Annotated in this window: 12 protein-coding genes, 3 tRNA genes and 2 pseudogenes; 8 read left to right on the forward strand and 9 right to left on the reverse strand. The window is 70.2% G+C overall.

The features are described 5' to 3' along the window. Positions 1 to 179: 179 nt before the first annotated feature. Both ABZS58_RS03820 and ABZS58_RS03825 read left to right on the forward strand, forming a co-directional pair. Complete coding sequence (locus ABZS58_RS03820) at positions 180 to 2,141, forward strand: cell wall-binding repeat-containing protein (RefSeq protein WP_354777242.1); 1,962 nt, start codon at positions 180 to 182, stop codon at positions 2,139 to 2,141. A gap of 225 nt (positions 2,142 to 2,366) precedes the next feature. Next, entirely contained in the window at positions 2,367 to 2,732 is a 366-nt protein-coding gene (locus ABZS58_RS03825; protein WP_354777244.1) for a hypothetical protein, read from the forward strand. Between the two features lie 127 nt (positions 2,733 to 2,859). Here ABZS58_RS03825 and ABZS58_RS03830 read toward each other — a convergent pair. The 7 genes from ABZS58_RS03830 to crtI form a co-directional block, all read right to left on the reverse strand. Further along, positions 2,860 to 2,933 (reverse strand) — tRNA-Phe (locus ABZS58_RS03830). 13 nt (positions 2,934 to 2,946) lie between these two features. Continuing rightward, positions 2,947 to 3,020 (reverse strand) — tRNA-Asp (locus tag ABZS58_RS03835). 38 nt (positions 3,021 to 3,058) lie between these two features. Further along, a tRNA-Glu gene (locus ABZS58_RS03840) sits at positions 3,059 to 3,131 on the reverse strand. Positions 3,132 to 3,263: 132 nt separating this feature from the next. Next, complete coding sequence (locus ABZS58_RS03845) at positions 3,264 to 4,100, reverse strand: polysaccharide deacetylase family protein (RefSeq protein WP_354777246.1); 837 nt, start codon at positions 4,098 to 4,100, stop codon at positions 3,264 to 3,266. A 181-nt stretch (positions 4,101 to 4,281) separates the two neighbouring features. Next, positions 4,282 to 5,157 (reverse strand): MerR family transcriptional regulator, encoded by an 876-nt coding sequence (locus ABZS58_RS03850; RefSeq protein ID WP_354777248.1) that lies wholly within the window; start codon positions 5,155 to 5,157, stop codon positions 4,282 to 4,284. Beyond that, positions 5,154 to 5,684 carry an isopentenyl-diphosphate Delta-isomerase gene (gene idi, locus ABZS58_RS03855; protein WP_354777250.1) on the reverse strand — a complete coding sequence of 177 codons (531 nt, stop codon included), beginning with the start codon at positions 5,682 to 5,684 and terminating at the stop codon, positions 5,154 to 5,156. Before idi ends, ABZS58_RS03850 begins: the two co-directional genes overlap by 4 nt. Beyond that, the gene (crtI, locus tag ABZS58_RS03860) at positions 5,681 to 7,177 is read right to left on the reverse strand and encodes a phytoene desaturase family protein (protein WP_354777252.1); all 1,497 of its coding nucleotides are present in this window, start codon (positions 7,175 to 7,177) and stop codon (positions 5,681 to 5,683) included. The genes idi and crtI overlap by 4 nt, the downstream gene beginning before the upstream one ends. Before the next feature lie 63 nt (positions 7,178 to 7,240). On the opposite strand from crtI, the pseudogene ABZS58_RS03865 reads away from it, so the two are divergent. Together ABZS58_RS03865 and ABZS58_RS03870 are read left to right on the forward strand one after the other, a co-directional pair. Next, a pseudogene (locus ABZS58_RS03865) lies at positions 7,241 to 8,140 on the forward strand (phytoene/squalene synthase family protein); the annotation flags it as partial. A 140-nt stretch (positions 8,141 to 8,280) separates the two neighbouring features. Continuing rightward, positions 8,281 to 9,552 (forward strand): deoxyribodipyrimidine photo-lyase, encoded by a 1,272-nt coding sequence (locus ABZS58_RS03870; RefSeq protein ID WP_354777254.1) that lies wholly within the window; start codon positions 8,281 to 8,283, stop codon positions 9,550 to 9,552. Here the strand turns inward: ABZS58_RS03870 and ABZS58_RS03875 are convergent. After that, positions 9,549 to 10,241 (reverse strand): HAD family hydrolase, encoded by a 693-nt coding sequence (locus ABZS58_RS03875; protein ID WP_354777256.1) that lies wholly within the window; start codon positions 10,239 to 10,241, stop codon positions 9,549 to 9,551. The genes ABZS58_RS03870 and ABZS58_RS03875 overlap by 4 nt on opposite strands. Positions 10,242 to 10,281: 40 nt before the next feature. Between ABZS58_RS03875 and ABZS58_RS03880 the strand changes: the two genes are divergently transcribed. From ABZS58_RS03880 to ABZS58_RS03895, 4 genes and pseudogenes are all read left to right on the forward strand, one after another. Beyond that, on the forward strand, positions 10,282 to 10,455 hold the full coding sequence (locus ABZS58_RS03880) for a hypothetical protein (protein WP_354777258.1): 174 nt from the start codon (positions 10,282 to 10,284) through the stop codon (positions 10,453 to 10,455). A 12-nt stretch (positions 10,456 to 10,467) separates the two neighbouring features. Beyond that, positions 10,468 to 11,118 (forward strand): annotated as a pseudogene (locus tag ABZS58_RS03885) (hypothetical protein); the annotation flags it as partial. 955 nt (positions 11,119 to 12,073) lie between these two features. Further along, positions 12,074 to 15,247: a S8 family serine peptidase gene (locus ABZS58_RS03890; RefSeq protein WP_354777260.1), complete on the forward strand. Its 3,174-nt coding sequence runs from the start codon at positions 12,074 to 12,076 to the stop codon at positions 15,245 to 15,247. 90 nt (positions 15,248 to 15,337) lie between these two features. Beyond that, a complete protein-coding gene (locus tag ABZS58_RS03895) occupies positions 15,338 to 15,793 on the forward strand; it encodes a MaoC family dehydratase (RefSeq protein ID WP_354777262.1) in 456 nt (151 codons plus the stop codon). A 3-nt stretch (positions 15,794 to 15,796) separates the two neighbouring features. Here ABZS58_RS03895 and ABZS58_RS03900 read toward each other — a convergent pair whose 3' ends face one another. Continuing rightward, entirely contained in the window at positions 15,797 to 16,867 is a 1,071-nt protein-coding gene (locus ABZS58_RS03900; RefSeq protein WP_354777264.1) for an acyl-CoA dehydrogenase family protein, read from the reverse strand. Positions 16,868 to 17,037: the final 170 nt, after the last annotated feature.

A 17,037-nucleotide genomic window follows, 5' to 3' on the forward strand; every position in this document is an offset into this window, starting at 1 on the left:
GGTCCGGGCAGGGCCGGGTGGAACGGGTCAGCGGGGAATGACCCTGGTCACTAGACTCCCGGCCGGACGCTGCTCCGAAGCTGTTCTCCGCAATGGCATCTGCCACCTGGCTGCGGACGGGTCCATTTGCATCCTTTACGGGGAGGATCACTTTGTCACGTGTTCATGCACGTCGGCTCGTGCTCGGGGGCGTAACCCTCGCGCTCGTCGCCGGGTCCGCCACAGCGGCCGACGCGTCGCACCAGGGCGCGGTCGGAAAGATCACCTACACCACGGGCGCCGGGACCTTCACGGCCAACGAGGACGGCACCGGCGTCACCCAGATCGCCTCGGGCGCGAACACCACCACTGCTGGCGCCTGGTCGCCGGACGGCAGCCGTTACGCGTACACGGCACTGGACGGGACCGTCCGGACCGTCCGGCAGAACGGCGGCGCCGCGCTGCACCTCACCAGGCAAGAGGACGGCGCGGCCAACAACCCGGACTGGAGCGCATACGGCCAGCGGGTGTACTTCAGCCGCGCCGGCCAGCTCTGGTCGACGTCCAGTGACGGCACCTTCTACGAGGTGCCGCTCGGCGAGAACCCGGCGAACGCGTTCGAGGACGACCACCCCACGGTCTCCGACCGTAATGACGTCATCTTCCAGCGGCATTCGTCGGCGACCGGGTTCACGTCGATCTACAAGTACAACCCCGCAAGCCCCGCCGCGCCGGTCGAGCTGGTCGACAGGGGCGTCTTCCCGGACTTCGCGCCGGGTGGCGACAGGTTCGTCTACGTCGCAGAGGACAACAACCTCTGGACGGCCGACATCAGCGGTGTCAACAAGGTCCAGCTGACCACCGACGGCGGCGTCCACCCGGCGTTCTCGCCGGACGGCACCAAGGTGACCTACCTGTCCGCGGGCGCCATCAAGACCGTGAACGTGGCCACCAAGGCCGTCACCACAGTCAAGAGCAACGGGTCCAACCCGTCGTGGCAGTCCGTGCGCCGCAACGTCATCCAGCGCGTCTCGGGTGACGACGGCACCGAGACCGCCATCGCGGCGTCGCAGTGGAACTACGTCGACCACGGCAGCAGCGGCGACGGGCAGGGTCGCGTCCCGGCCGGCGCCGTGGTGCTGTCCCGCAGCGACACGTACCTCGACGCGCTCGTCGGCTCCGCGCTGGCGACCAAGGAGTCGGCGCCGCTGCTGATCACCGCGCCCGACGACACGGTCGAACTGCGGGTCCTCGCGGAGATCAAGCGGGTGCTGGGCACCTCCGGCACGATCCACCTGCTCGGCGGCACCGACGTCATGCCGCAGGGCATGCAGAACCAGTTGGCGAGCCTGGGCTACACGGTGAACCGGCTCGCCGGGGACACCCACTACGAGACCGCACTGGCGATCGACAACGAGATCACCGGCGGCGCGAAGCCCGGGGTCGCGATCGTGACGACCGGCGCGAACTACTACGACGCACTCGCCGCGGGTGCTGCCGCGGGCGCGTACCCGGGCACCGTCATCGTCCTCACCGACGGCGAGGGCATGCCGGCCAGCTCCGCGGAGTACCTCAACGGCCTCAACCCGGACTACGCCAACGGTGGCACGGCGATCGTGACCGCCGGCTCCCCCGGCGACGACGCCCTCATCAACGCGTACTACGACGGCCAGATCGACAGCTGGGGCGACCAGTGGTTCTACTTCCCGCTCGTCGGCGACAACGAGATGGACACCGCACTCGACGTGGCGAAATTCTTCTTCGCGGCGCCGACGAACGTGGCGACCTCGACCAACCGGGACTGGCAGGACGCCCTCACCGGCGGTGCGATGATCGGCGCGGCCAACGGTCCGTTGCTGCTCACCGACCCTGACCAGCTGTACGGCCCGGTCCGTGACTACCTGTCGGAGGGCGCCGGCAGCATCTTCGGCTGCGTCATCCTGGGCGGGAACGATGTCATGCCCGACGCGCTCATCGCTCCGTTCGGCAACGCGATCAGCGTGCAGGGCCAGTACGACTACACGTCGCTGACCCCGACCATCTCCGCGGGCGGCGGCAAGAACCCGCTGCGCGCCCAGACAGTCGTCCCGAAGGGCAGCTCCGAGGGCCGCACCGCCCAGGTGCCCGGCCTGCGGACGGTCAAGGCGACCGCCGGCAAGTAGGAATCTGCCAGGCCCGCCGTGCGGAAACGCACGGCGGGCCTGGCAGGGGACACAAGCCCGCTGGTCGGGGTCTGTAAAGCCCGGCGAAGAGCTTTGTGGGCAAGGGTTGGGTCCGGAATGGCTCGCCGATGTGTGAGTCGTGCGCGGCCGCTGCTACACGAGGCAGACCTGATACAGGCACACTCCTGGCACCCAGGTGATCCAGGCCTATGGTCAACTGGCGATGTGAGCCTTTCCGTCCACATATGGATCTACGACAGCGACAAGCCCGGTGGTTATCGGATCCCCGATGTGCCCGACGATGTGTCGGAAGCTGCCGGGCCGGAGGTCGCCCGGACGATTCTGTGGGGTTCCGAAGCCGCTCATGGCCTCGGCGCGACGTTCTTGCCGCAGCTTGCGGAGCGCGATCTTCGGGTCCAGCCGGACGACGTCGAGGCGTTCGCCCAGGAGTGTGCGGTGCTGACGGCCAACCTCGCCGTCTTGTCGGCGGCCTCAGGCTTCGACGAGGACCGCATCCAGGCGTATCTGGGGAACTTCGTCGGGGCGGCGGGTCGCGCCCGTCAGGCCGGCGGAGGTGTCCTGATCTGGTGACGTCGACCGTCCGCTGCCCGAAGCCAGTCGTTGCTGAATAATGATCTTCGCAGCAGATAGCGGACAACAAAGACCCCGACCTGCGTTTCCGCTGGTCGGGGTCTGTAAAGCCCGGCGAAGAGCTTTGTGGGCAGGGGCGGGGTCGAACCGCCGACCTTCCGCTTTTCAGGCGGACGCTCGTACCGACTGAGCTACCTGCCCAAGATGGGCCTTGCGGTCCTGACGGGACTTGAACCCGCGACCTCCGCCTTGACAGGGCGGCGAGCACTCCAACTGCTCCACAGGACCTTGCTCTTCAGTGCTCCGGGCGAACCCGGCCTAACTCGTACCCCCAACGGGATTCGAACCCGTGCTACCGCCTTGAAAGGGCGGCGTCCTGGGCCGCTAGACGATGAGGGCGGCCCCGCAATCATCGCATACTCTACGACTTGTGCGGTGTTGCTCCCATCCGGCCCCGCCGGAGGCTTTCAGAGCATACGTGACCCCGTCAGCGAAAACCAAATGGGTATCCATCGTGGCGTGGCCGGGTGGTCAGACAGGCAGCGCGACCAGGGAGTATTGCTGCTTGAGCTCCGGCAGGAGGGTCTTGTAGGCGGCGAGTGTGGCGCTGCGGTCGCCGCCGCCGTCGTGGGACAGGATGACGGCGCCGGGCTTCGTGTTGTTCCTCACGGTGGTGATGATGTGCTGGGTCATCTGGGCGCCCGACCACTTCTTGACGTTCCAGTCGGAGGGGTCGACGGTCCAGCCCAGCGAGACCATGCCCAGCTCGGACGCGACCTTCACCGCCGTGGGGGTGAAGTTGCCGGCCGGGTGGCGGAAGTACTTGATCTGCGCGCCGGGGACGACCTTCAGGATCTCGTCGTTGGTGCGCTGGAGGTCGGCGCGGATGGTGTCGGCGGACTTCTTGCCGAGCTTCTCGTCGTGCTTCCAGGTGTGGTTGCACAGGGTGTGCCCGTCCTTGACGATCTCCTTCAGGTACTGCGGGAACTCCTGGACGGCGACGCCGACGACGCAGAACGTGGCCTTGATGTTGTGCTCCCGCAGCATGGCGAGCAGGCGAGGGGTGTCGGCCGAAGGGCCGTCGTCGAAGGTCAGCGCGACCCCGGGACCGCCGGTCTGCCGCATGATGCCGTCAGAGGAAGCGGGGGCAGAAGCAGCAGCAGACGCCGACGTGGAGGGCGAGGCCGAAGCGGAGGCGGAAGGCTTGCCGGTGGCCGCCTGGGCGGTCGAGTCGGAGATGGGCCGGGCCTGTCCGCCGCCGTCGGAGGAAGCAGCAGGCGAGGCGGCAGACGAAGCAGCCCCGTGCCACGACGCCGTGGAGGCGCCTGTGGTGCCGCAGCCGGCAAGGGTCAGGACGACGGCGCTCATCAGCGCTCCTAGGGCGACACGGGTGCGGGTCATCATCAGCTCCGGGGGTCGGTGGTCAGCACGGTGGCGTGAGCACACGCTAATGACAAGACGCACCCGGCAACCTCCCGCGTTCAGCCCATGGCACGAACCCGGGAGTACCTCGACAAGACACTTTTACACAGATGAACGAAGGTGAAAGTCAACCCACCGCGGAGGTGAGCAGCACCAATGCCTCGGTCAGCGAGGACGGCGCCGAGACCCCTTCCGGGAGGTCCGTGAGGTCCCAGCCGGGACCGCCGACGGCGACGACGAGCGGCCGCCACGGCGCGGTGAGCACCACCGAGAGCTGCGCGGGGTCGCCGGTCGTGCGCAGCTGCGACCAGATCAGCACGGCCGCCGGGCCGGTCCGGCGGATGGCGGTCGCGAGGGCCGTCGGCGGGACCCGGGCGCCGAGCATGCGGGTCGCCACACCGGAGGCGGCGAGGCCCGCGCCGAGCGCCTCAAGGGGAAGGCTGTGCTGCTCCTCGTCGGCGCAGGCGAGGAGGATCCGCGCCGGGACGGTCGGGTCGGGGCGCGGCACCGCGCCGAAGACGGCCGAGACGCACCCGGAAACCAGGTGCTCGACCTCGACAAGGGCGCCGGTGACCGAGTGCCGCTCGCCGATGGCCGCGAGCACCGGCCGGAGCACCTGGTCCCAGGCGACGACGACGCCGAGGTCGTGGACGGCCGCGGCGACCCGCTGCCGGACGGCCGGCGCGTCGAGCCGCAGGGCGGCCCGGTGCAGGCCACGCGCGGCAGCGGCGAAGTCACCAGAGCCAGAGGGCGGGGAGCCGGACGAAGAAGCCGGAGCGCGCAACGCCCACCGCGCGGCCTCGTGCGGAGCCACCCCCTGGACGATGAGCCGCTGCATCACCTCGAGGCGTTCGATGTCCTGCTCGGTGTACCGGCGATGATGCCCGGGCTCGTGCAGCGACGGTCCCATCCCGTACCGCTGGTGCCACGTTCGCAGCGTGGTCACGGCGACGCCGAGCCGCCGGGCCACCGCGCCCGCCGAATACGCCGCCGCGGCCGTCATGCCGTGGAGCCCCGCCAGGCCGACACGACCCCGGACAGCCAGGGTGCGTACAGGTCGGGAAAGCGCGCCATCTGCGCCGCGAGGCTGTCGGGCGTGACCCACTCGACCGCGGCGACCTCCGAGGGGTCGGCCGAGAAGGCGCCCGAGTAGGACCCGACAAGGACGTGGTCGTATTCGTGCTCGACCCGCCCGCTGTCCGGGTCGGAGGCCTGATAGACATACACGCCGACCTCCCGCAACGGCACGGTGGCGACGCCCAGCTCCTCCGCCAGCCGCCGGGTCGCGGCGGCGGTGACGGCCTCGCCGGGGGCGGGGTGGCCGCAGCACGAGTTGGCCCAGCGCAGCGCGAACCGGGTTTTCACGGCCGCCCGCTGCTGCAACAGCAGTCGTCCGTCGCCATCCACGAGCAGCACGGAAAAGGCACGGTGCAAAAGGCCAGGCTCCCGGTGCGCCTCGTCCACGGTGGCCGCACCGACCGCGTCTCCGGACGCGTCGACCAGTTCGACAAGATGAGATTCACGAATCAAGACACCACTCCCGTAATACGTTCCGCCGCCAGCCGACCCGAGATCAGGACCATCGGCACGCCGACACCCGGCTGGGTCCCCGATCCGACGAAGACCACATTGGACAGTGTGGGGTGGAGGTTGCCAGGTCGGAAGGGCCCGGTCTGCCGCAGGGTGTGCGCGGACGCGAACGGCGTCCCCGCCGCCATCCCCTGATCCGCCCAGTCGGCCGGGGTGATGAAGCGGGACACCTCGATGCCGTCGCCGAAGCCGACATAGCCGCGCTGTTCGAGCGTGTCGATGATTTCGCTGCGGTACGTCCCTGCGAGCGACCCCCGCCAGTCCAGCAGCGGTGCGGTGAGGTTGGGCGTCGGTGCGAGCACGTAGTAGGTCTGCCGGCCGTCCGGGGCGAGCGACGGGTCGGTGTGCGTGGGGTTGGTGACCAGGATGGACGGGTCGCTCATCAGCCGCCCCTGGTTGATGACCTCGTCGAAGGTCTCCCGCCACGCCCGGCCGAAGTGGATGTTGTGGTGGGCGATCGCCCCGTACGACTGCCGCGACCCCACGTGCAGCACCACGCACGACGGCGAATACCGCAGCCTGCCCAGCAACGGGTTGCGCCATCGGGTGGGCGGCAGCAGGTCCCGGTAGGCCACCGGCAGGTCGGGATTGAGCACGACGGTGTCGGCGGAGAAGCGGCGGCCGTCGGCGCACACCACGCCGGTGGCCCGGCCGGCGACGACGGAGACCGACGCGACAGTGGTGCCGTAGTGGATGGTCACGCCATGTTTGGTCGCGACGTCGGCGAGGGCGCGCGAGACCGCGTGGATGCCGCCCTTGGGGAAGTAGACCCCCGCGACGGAGTCGAGATAGGCGATCACCGCATACAGGGCCAGGGCCTGGTGCGGCGCGACCCCCGCATACATCGCCTGGAAGGAGAAGATCCGCCTGGTCCGCGGGTCCTTGAAATAGCTGTCGACCTTCGACTGGAGCCGGCCGAAGCCGCCGCGCGCGACCAGCCGCCACAGGTTGGCGGTGACGAGGTCCTGCGGGCGGTCGAGGTTGCGGTCGATGAAGTCGTCGCGCTCCAGCCGCCACAGCTCCCGCGCGTCGTCCACGAAGCGCAGGTAGCCGTCGGCCTCGCGGGACCCGCAGACCCTGGCGACCTCGCCGGCCATCCGCGCGGTGTCGGCGATGACGTCGAGCGTCGAGCCGTCGGGGAAGTGCGCCCGGTAGGCCGGGTCGAGCCGCGTCATCGGCAGCCAGTCCGCGAGGTCCTCGCCGACGGTGCCGACCAGGTCCTCCAGCAGCGACGGCATCGTCAGCACGGTCGGACCCGTGTCGAACTCGTAACCGTCGATGCCCAGTTTCCCCGCCCTGCCGCCTGGGTAGTCCTCGCGCTCCAGGACGGTGACCTCGCGCCCCGCGGCGGCGAGCCGGATCGCCGCGGCGAGTCCGCCCAGCCCCGCACCGACGACGACCACCCGATCGGTCGGTCCTTTCACTACCCGCATGACGGAAGCGTAGCGTAGGCTCGAAATTGCGTCGATTGGTGCGTCGATTACTCGGAGGTCAGCATGGAGTCAGCGTCCCTGACCGGCGCCTATGAGCGGTGCCGCGCGCTGCACCGCCACCACGGCCGCACGTACTACCTGGCCACCCGCCTGCTGCCCGCCTGGAAGCGCCGGCACGTCCACGCGCTCTACGGGTTCACCCGCTACGCCGACGAGATCGTCGACCGCACCGAGGCGCTGACCCCGCAGGAGCGGTCCAAGGAGCTCGCCGCCTGGAGCCACGAGTTCGTGAAGGGCCTCGGCGGCGCGCCGACCGGTGACCCGCTGCTGCCCGCGGTGCTGCACACCATCCAGGTGTTCGACATCGACCTGGAGGACTTCCGCAAGTTCCTCGACAGCATGGCGATGGACCTGACCGTCACCGACTACGAGACCTACGACGACCTGCTCGGCTACATGGAGGGCTCGGCGGCCGTCATCGGCACGATGATGCTGCCGATCCTCGAGTCCAGCGACCGCGCCGCCGCCTACGAGCCGGCCCGCCAGCTCGGCCTCGCGTTCCAGCTCACCAACTTCATCCGGGACGTGGCCGAGGACCTGGAGCGCGGCCGGATCTATCTGCCGGCCGAGGACCTGCGCCGGTTCGGGGTCACCCGCGAGGACCTGGAGAGGGCCGCCCGCGAGGGGCGCGGCAGCGAGAAGATCAAGAGCCTCATCACGTACGAGGTGCAGCGCGCCCGCGCCCACTACATCGCGGCCGCGCCGGGCATCCAGATGCTGGTGCCCAGCTCGCAGGCGTGCATGCGGGCCGCCTTCCGGCTGTACGGTGGCATCCTCGACGCGGTCGAGGCGCAGGGTCACGACGTCTTCGCCGGCCGCGCCACCGTGCCGAAGCTGCGCCGGATCGCCGTCGCGCTGCGCTGCCTGATGACCCGGCCGGGCACGCCCGTGCCGATCCCGGGCACGCCGTCGGCCGTGTTCGACGAGATCCCGCAGGGCGACGCCGCCGTCGGCAGCCAGCGCGATGTCGCCGTGCCGCTGCCCCGCGAGCCGGTGGCCGAGCTGCCCGTCCCGGCGGTGCTGGACCTGCGGGGCACCGCCGCATGAAGGTCGCGGTCGTCCTGTTCACCCGCGACCTGCGGGTGCACGACAACCCGGCGCTCGCGGCGGCCGCCCGCGCCGCCGAGCGGGTCGTCCCGCTGTTCGTGCACGACCCGTCACTGTCCGCGGGCGCCAACCGGCGCGGGTTCCTCGACGAATGCCTCACCGACCTGAAAGCGTCGTTGCGGCAGCGCGGCGCCGATCTCGTCGAGCTCCGCGGAGATCCGGTCGCGGAGTCGGTACGCGTGGCGAAGGCCGTAGGCGCGGAAGGCATCGGTGTCGCCGCCGACGTGAGCGGCTACGCCCGCGACCGGGAGCGCCGCCTGGAAGAGGCCTGCGCGGCGGAGCGGATCGCGCTGAAGACGTTCGCCGGTGTCACGATCGTGCCGCCCGGAGCGGTCCGGCCCGGGGGCGGTGGCGGGCACTACAAGGTCTTCACCCCGTTCTGGCGGGCGTGGCAGGCGCACCAGTGGCGCGACGTCGAAGGCGCGCCCCGCACGCTCCGGCTCCCCGACGACCTGCCCGCCTCCTGGTTCCGCGACCGGCCCGACGCGAAGGACGGCGGCGAGTCCGCGGCCCGCAAGCGGCTCACGCGATGGCTGCCGAACCTTTCGGGGTACGACGACGACCACGACGCCATGGCGGCCGACCGGACGTCCCGGATCAGCCCGTTCCTGCACTTCGGCTGCCTGTCGCCGCGTGACGTGGCGGCCCGCGTCCACGACCGCCCCGGCGCCGGGCCGTTTCTGCGGCAACTGTGCTGGCGCGACTTCTACCACCAGGTGCTGTTCGCGTTTCCCGACCTGCGCCGCAAGGCCTACCGGGCGTCGGCGGAGGACCGCTGGCGCGACGAGTCCGACGCCCTGCAGGCGTGGCGGGAGGGGCACACCGGCGTCCCGATCGTCGACGCCGGCATGCGGCAGCTGCTCGCCGAGGGCTGGATGCACAACCGGGCCCGCCTGATCACCGCGTCCTACCTGACCAAGCACCTGGGCGTCGACTGGCGGGCCGGCGGCGACCACTTCTTCGACCTCCTGCTCGACGGCGACGTCGCCAACAACTACGGCAACTGGCAGTGGGTCGCCGGCACGGGCAACGACACGAAGCCCTACCGGCGGTTCAACCCGATCCGGCAGGCGCACCGCTTCGACCCCGCCGGCGACTACGTGCGCCGCTACGTGCCGGAGCTGGCGGACATCCCGGGCAAGGCCGTCCACGAGCCGTGGAACCTGCCCGGCCCTCCGCGCGGCTATCCCGCACCCCTCAAGCTCTAGGCATTGGTCAGCGCCACCCGGAACGCCGTGGTCAGGGCCTCGTCGAGGTTCTCGAGGAGGCCCTGCGGGTCGGCGTAGACGGCCGCGGCGCCGTGGTCGAGCAGCTCGGCCGCGCTCAGCCCGCCGCAGGTCAGGCCGATGCACGGGATCGACAGCCGACCGGCCGCCTGCACGTCCCAGACCGAGTCGCCGACGAACACGACCTCCCCGGCGTCCAGGTTCGAGCGCCGCAGGGCCACCTCGACGATGTCCGGCGCCGGCTTGCTCTCCCCGGCGTCGCCGGCGCTGGTCACCGTGTCGATGACCGAGTCGGCGTCCAGGCACCGCAGCAGCGCCCCCAGCTCCGGCTTCGCCGCCGACGTGGCGAGCACGTTGCGCAGCCCCCGGTCGGCGCAGGTCCGCAGCAACCGTTGCGCCCCCGGCAGCCGGCGCAGCGACGTCCAGTTGGCGGCGTACAGGCTGGCGTGCGCGGCCCGCATGGCGTCGTCGTCGCTCGTGTCGTGACCGGCCCCCAGCAGATGGTCCAGGATCTTGTCCGACCCCATCCCGATCGCCCGGTGGATCCGCGCCGCGGGCACATCGTGCCCGAACTGCCGAAATGCCTGCCACCAGGCCGTCGTATGCAGATAGACACTGTCGATGAGGGTCCCGTCGACATCAAAGAGCACACCGGTCACTGGTTTGGTCATGAGACCGTTCTACCCACCAACGGGGGGTTTCACTGGAGTTATGACCGAGCAGCAGGTACGTGCCCTGGAGCCGTTCCCCGGGTTCGACGTCGACGACCTCGGTGACTTCGCCGTGGAGCACTGCAGCGTCACCCTCGCCGACCAGCTGGCGGGCGGGCCGGAGCACGCCCGTGAGGCGGAGAGCCCGAAGGGGCTGGCAGGCATGGACGATTAGCTTCGCCGATGGATGGGCACCCGTCACGGCATGGTCCGTGATGCCCTCGGCGACGTCGTCCGCTTCGTGCCGTCACTGTTGCTGTTCATCGTCATCCTGCTCGTCGGCTGGGGCCTCGCGTTCCTGGCCCGGGCGGGTGTGCGCAAGCTGCTGGCCAAGGCCGGCTTCGACCGGCTGGTCGACCGTGGCGGCGTCGGCCGGGCGTTGTCGCGCACGAGCTTCGACGCCGGCGACCTGATCGCCAAACTCGTCTACTACGCGATCCTGCTCTTCACACTGCAGATCGCGTTCGGTGTGTGGGGGCCCAACCCGGTCTCGGACCTCATCGACACCGTGGTGTCCTGGCTGCCGAAGGCGGCGGTCGCGATCGTGATCGTGGTCGTGGCGGCGGCGCTCGCCAGCGGGCTGCGCGACATCGTCACCGGAGCGCTGGGCGGCCTGCCGTACGGACGCCTCCTCGCCAACGTCGGCTACTGCTTCGTCCTGGGCCTGGGCGTCATCGCGGCGCTGAACCAGATCGGCATCGCCACGTCGGTGACCATGCCGGTGCTGATCGCGGTCCTCGCCACGATCGCCGGGATCCTCATCGTCGGCGTCGGCGGCGGCCTGGTCCGCCCGATGCAGCAGCGGTGGGAGGGCTGGCTGACCCGCGTCGAGCAGGAGGCGCCGGCCGTGTCGGAGCGGGTGAAGGCCGCCGCCCAGACCCGCCGCGAGGAAGTGGAGGCGCGCCGGGCCGCGGAGGCCGAAACGGCCCGCCAGGCGGAAGCGGCCAGGCAGGCGGAGGCAGCGGCGGAAGCGGCCCGCCGGGCCGCCGAAAGGCAGGCCGCCGAGCAGGCCGAGGAGGCGCGGCGCGCGGAAGCGGCGCGGCAGGCGGAGCTGGCCCAGACCCGGATCGAGCCCACGGGACCGGTCGACGGACCCACGATGGTGGTGCCGACCGTGCCGACCGCCCCGCCGAGCGGGCAGGTTCAGGTGCCCACGCAGCGGCCGGTCTCCCAGCCGCCGAAGGCCCCTGCGAAAGACCCCGACCAGACCCAGGTCATCAACCCGCCGCCCCGCGACGACGGCTGAGCGCCAGTTCCGACGACCCGCCCGAAAGGGCGGGTTTTGTCGTTTCAGGCGGAACCAATACAAAACGCCGCCCGCGCGTATTTCCCCTCAGTACGGATGACTAGGACATTGCAATTTGTTGATATGCGGCAATGACTGCCCCCTATAACCCTCGACATAGCCCTACATCCCCTGTTCGGCGGGTTTCTGCGGAGTGATTGCCCCTGTTCCGCCACGTCGAAAACTGGCATGTTGTGACGGCGTATATCGAGCATTCGGGATATGCGGCGACGGCGTGCGCGTAGGCCGAGGGTGGGCCACGCCGGAGCAGCACCACGGGGGAAGCAGTCACAAACCCTTCGGACACAGCCCGTCCATGAGAGGGGGCATGATGAGCCGACGGACATGGGTGCGCGCCGCAATGGCGTCCGCACTCGTTCCGCCACTGCTCGTGATCGTCTCGGCAAGCCCGAGTCAGGCAGCGCCGGTGCCGAGTGGCAGTTTGACATCGGTGCCGGGTGCCTCGCTGGCCAAGCAGAGCTCGGCCGCGAAGTCGCCCACGAGTCGCATGGCAAAGACCGACCCGTCCCTGCTCAACCGCACCGACAGCACCCGGCTGCCGATCGCGGTGAAGCTCGACTACGACTCGACCGCGACATACTCCGGCGGCATCGCCGGATATGAGGCGACGAGCCCGTCAGTCACCGGCAAAGCGCTTTCCGGCGGTAATGCGGAACAGCGTTACGAAAGCCGCATCAAGGCAATTGAGGACAAGTTCGTCGCTCAGCTGCAGAAGCAGGTCCCCGACGCCAAGGTCGGCCAGAAGCTGCGGACGGTCTACGGCGGTATCGCACTCTCGGTGCCGGCCAACAAGATCGGCGCGATCCTGACGCTCGACAACGTCGTCGCGGTCCAGTCCGACGCGGCCCGGGCCCCGCAGACCGACTCCAGTACCAGCTTCATCGGCGCGGACCAGGTCTACCCGTCGCTCGGCGGCAAGCCGAACGCCGGCAAGGGCGTCATCTTCGGCTCGCTCGACAGTGGCGCGTGGCCGGAGCACCCGTCGTTCGCCGACAACGGCAACCTCGGTGCCCCGCCCGCGAAGGCCGACGGGACCCCGCGGTCCTGCGACTTCGGCGACAACCCGCTCACCCCGGCGGCCGACCCGTTCGTCTGCCAGAACAAGCTCATCGGTGGCAAGGGCTTCCTTGACACCTACAACGCGCTGCAGCCGATGGAGCTGTACGGGTACACCGCCCGCGACTCCGACGGCCACGGCACCCACACCGCGTCGACCGCCGCCGGTAACCCGGTCGCGTCGGCGAACGTCCTCGGCGTCGAGCGGGGGCCGATCAACGGCGTCGCGCCCGGTGCCTGGGTCTCGGTGTACAAGGTCTGTGGCGCCACCGGCTGCTACGGCACCGACTCGGCCGCCGCGGTCGCCCAGGCGATCAAGGACGGCGTCAAGGTCATCAACTTCTCGATCTCGGGTGGCGCGAGCCCGTACACCGACATCGTGGAGCTGGCGTTCTTCGACGCCTACAAGGCCGGCGTCTTCGTGGCCGCCTCCGCCGGCAACTCCGGTCCGGGCGCGTCCACGGCCGACCACCTGTCGGGCTGGGTCACCACGGTGGGCGCCTCGACCCAGAAGCGCTCCTTCGAGTCCACGCTGACCGTCAGCTCCACCGACGGCACCCAGACGGTCCTGAAGGGCATCTCGATCACCCAGGGCATCAGCACCCCGACCAACGTCGTGCTGGCGTCGGCTCCGCCGTACAACAACCCGACGTGCACGGCCCCGGCCGCGCCCGGCATCTTCATCGGCAAGATCGTGGCGTGCCAGCGCAGCCCCGGCCGCATCATGAAGGGCTTCAACGTCAAGCAGGGTGGTGCCGCTGGCATGATCCTGTACAACAACCCGGCGGCTGACGCGCTGAGCGACAACCACTGGCTGCCGACGGTGCACCTGGCCGACGGCACGGCGTTCCTGAACTACGTCTCGGCCCACCCGGGCATCACGGCGAAGTTCACCCAGGGCGAGAAGGTCATCGGCACCGGCGACGTGATGACGAGCTTCTCGTCGCGCGGCCCCGGCGGCCAGTTCATCAAGCCCGACATCACCGCACCCGGTGCGCAGATCCTGGCCGGCCAGACGCCGACCCCGGACGACGCCGCCGGTGGCCCGCCCGGCCAGTACTTCATGGCCATCGCGGGCACCTCGATGTCCTCGCCGCACATCGCCGGCTCGGCCATCCTGGAGAAGGCGGCGCACCCGGACTTCACCCCGGGTCAGATCAAGTCCTCGCTGATGACCACCGCGACGACCAACGTGAAGAAGGAGAACGGGACGACGCCTGCCGACCCGTTCGATCTCGGCGCCGGTCGCGTCCAGGTCAACCTCGCCGCCAACCCCGGCCTCACGTTCGACGAGACGGCCGACCGGTTGTACGCGCTGGGCAACGACCCGGTCAACGCGGTGCAGATCAACCTGCCCTCGGTGAACGCCCCGGTCATGCCGGGCAAGCTCACCGCGGTGCGCACGGCGAAGAACGTCTCGGGCAAGACGCAGACCTACCGCGTCGAGACCACCTCGCCGGCCGGCTCCTCCATCACGGCCTCGCCGGCCATCTTCACCGTGGCGGCGGGCGCGACCGCGACCATCAACATCACCATCAAGTCCAGCGCCCCCAAGGCGCAGTACTTCGGTGAGGTCCGGTTGAAGCCCGTCAGCTCGAGCGTGCCGGCGCTGCACCTGCCGGTCGCGTTCATCCCGCAGCAGGGCGACGTCAAGGTGACCCAGTCCTGCAGCCCGGCGTCGCTGACGCTGCTGCAGAACAGCACCTGCACCGTCACGGCCACCAACGGCACCTTCAACGACACCACGGCGGACTTCGTCACCACGCCCACGCTCAACCTGCCGATCGTCGGCGCGAGCGGTGCCACGGTGGTCAACCTGTTCAAGGCGGAGAAGAAGAACGCGCCGCTGGCCGGTGCCATCGCGGGCACGCCGTCGATCGCCCCGGGCACCATCGCCGGGTACATCCCGCTCGACCTGTTCGGGGGCACTTTGGTGACCCCGGTCGGCGACGAGGACCTGACGACGTTCAACGTGCCGTCGTTCAAGTACAACGGTGTCGAGTACAGCTCGCTCACCGTGGACTCGAACGGCTACCTGTACCCGGGCAGCGACGACAGCAACGAGAACAACAACTGCTGTGACATCAGCCCGATCCCGAACCCCGCGAAGCCGAACAACGTGCTCGCGCCGTTCTGGACCGACCTCGACGGCACGGGCGCTCAGGGTCTCCTGATCAACGTCCTCACCGACGGCGTCGGCACCTGGACGGTCGTCGAGTGGCGGGTGCGGGACTTCGGCACCAACAACACCCGGCGGTTCCAGGTCTGGCTCGGCTCGGGTGGCCCGCAGGACATCGCGTTCTCCTACGACTTCGGCACCGTCGCGAGCCTGCCCGCCGGGCAGAACCTCATCGTCGGCGCCGAGAACGAGGCGGGCACCGGTGGCCAGGGTCTGCCGCTGAACACGCTGCCGACCACGGACCTCTACGTCACCAGCACCGACCCGGTGCCGGGTGCGTCGACGTCCTACACCGTCACGGTGAAGGGTCTGCTCCCAGGTTCGGGCAAGGTCACCACCTCGGTGGTCACCCCGGCCGTCCCGGGCACGACCGTCGTCTCCACCGACATCGGTGTGACGCTGAAGTTCAACCGCATCGGCACGTAAGCACGACGCGCGAACGGCGGCCGGTCCCGATCCACGGGGCCGGCCGCCGGTCGTTGACGGATGTTGCACTGTTTGTGCAAGATCGGGGGTATGCGGACGTTTGCAAATGCCGGAGAGCTGCTGGCGGCAGTCGGTGAGGTCCTTGGCCACAGCGAGTGGCGGGAGATCACCCAGGAACAGATCAACCTGTTCGCCGAGGCGACCGGCGACCACCAGTGGATCCACGTCGACGCCGAAAGGGCCGCGGCCGGACCGTTCGGCACCACCATCGCGCACGGCTTCATGAGCCTGTCGCTGCTCCCGGTGCTGGTTTCCGGCGTGTACCGCGTCGAGGGCTCCCGGATGGGCATCAACTACGGCCTGGACAAGGTGCGCTTCCCCGCGCCGCTGCCCGTCGGGTCGAAGGTGCGGGCCACCGTGCAGCTGCTCACCGCCGACGACATCGGCGAGGGCTGGCTGCAGCTGAAGAACAAGGTGACGGTGGAGCGCGAGGGCCAGGAGAAGCCGGTCTGCGTCGCCGAGTCGCTGACCCGGCTCCTCCTGTAACGCTCAGCCCGCGGGGAGGGCCACCAGTTCAGCGAGGGCCGCGCGGTGGGCCGAGGCCGATCCGAGGCTCGCCGCGTTGGAGCGGGCGCGCTTGAGATACAGGTGCGCCGGGTGCTCCCAGGTGAAGCCGATCCCGCCGTGCAGCTGCACGCACTCCTCCGCGGCCTTGACCGCCACGGGGGAGCAGAACGCCTGGGCCAGGGCCGCCGCGACCGGCAGGTCGGCGTCGCCGGTCGCGAGGCAGTCCGCCGCGTAGCGGGCCACCGCGCGGGCCTGGGTGACGCTCACCCACAGGTCCGCGAGCCGGTGCTTGATCGCCTGGTACGAGCCGACCTGGCGGGCGAACTGCCGCCGCGTCTTCACGTAGTCGACCGTCGTCGTCAGGCACCACTCGGCGACGCCGAGCTGCTCGGAGGCGAGCAGCGCCGCCCCGGCCAGCAGCGCCCGATCCACGGCGGCGGTGGCGTCCGCGCTGACCAGCCGCCCTCGCACGGTGCGGAGCGTGACGTCGGTGAGCGGCCGGGTCAGGTCGAAGCTGACGACCGGCACCCGTCCGGCGTGGGTCGCGTCCACCGCGTACAGGCCGGCGGCCGTCGGCACCAGCAGCACCTCGGCGACCCCGGCGTCCACCACGCTGGTCACCGTGCCGTCGAGCCGGTCGCCGTCGGCGGTGACGGTCCACGGTTGAGCGCCGCGTGAGGACAGCGGCACCGCGAGGGTCACCGTCCGGCTGCCGGCCGCCACCGCGTCCAGCAGCGGGTCGCCGGTCCCGGACAGGGCCGCCACCGCGAGGACGGAGTGGCCGAGGAACGGCACCGGCGCGACCGAGCGACCCAGCTCCTCCATCACCACGGCCGTCTCCCGCCACGACGCGCCCGCGCCGCCGTCCGCCTCGGGCACCGGCAGGCCGGCCACCCCGAGGTCCACGGCGAGGGCCCGCCACAGCTTCAGGTCGACGGGCTCGGCCGTCTCGATCCTGGCGAGGACCGTCTCGAACCCGGCGCGGTCGGCCAGCAGGGAGCGCACGCTGGCGCGCAGCTCCTCCTCGACCTCGCTGTACAGCAGATCGGTCATGCGTCCTCACTCCGTTCCGGGCGCCTGCCCCATGGCTGTCCTGCTGATGACCGGCCCGAGCCGCTTCGCTGGCCGGTCATGCGTCCTCACTTCGTTCCGGGCGCCTGCCCCATGGCTGTCCTGCTGATGACCGGCCCGAGCCGCTTCGCTGGCCGGTCATGCGTCCTCTA

It is taken from the genome of Dactylosporangium sp. NPDC005555 (assembly GCF_040605635.1).
In the GTDB taxonomy this organism is placed as follows: domain Bacteria; phylum Actinomycetota; class Actinomycetes; order Mycobacteriales; family Micromonosporaceae; genus Dactylosporangium.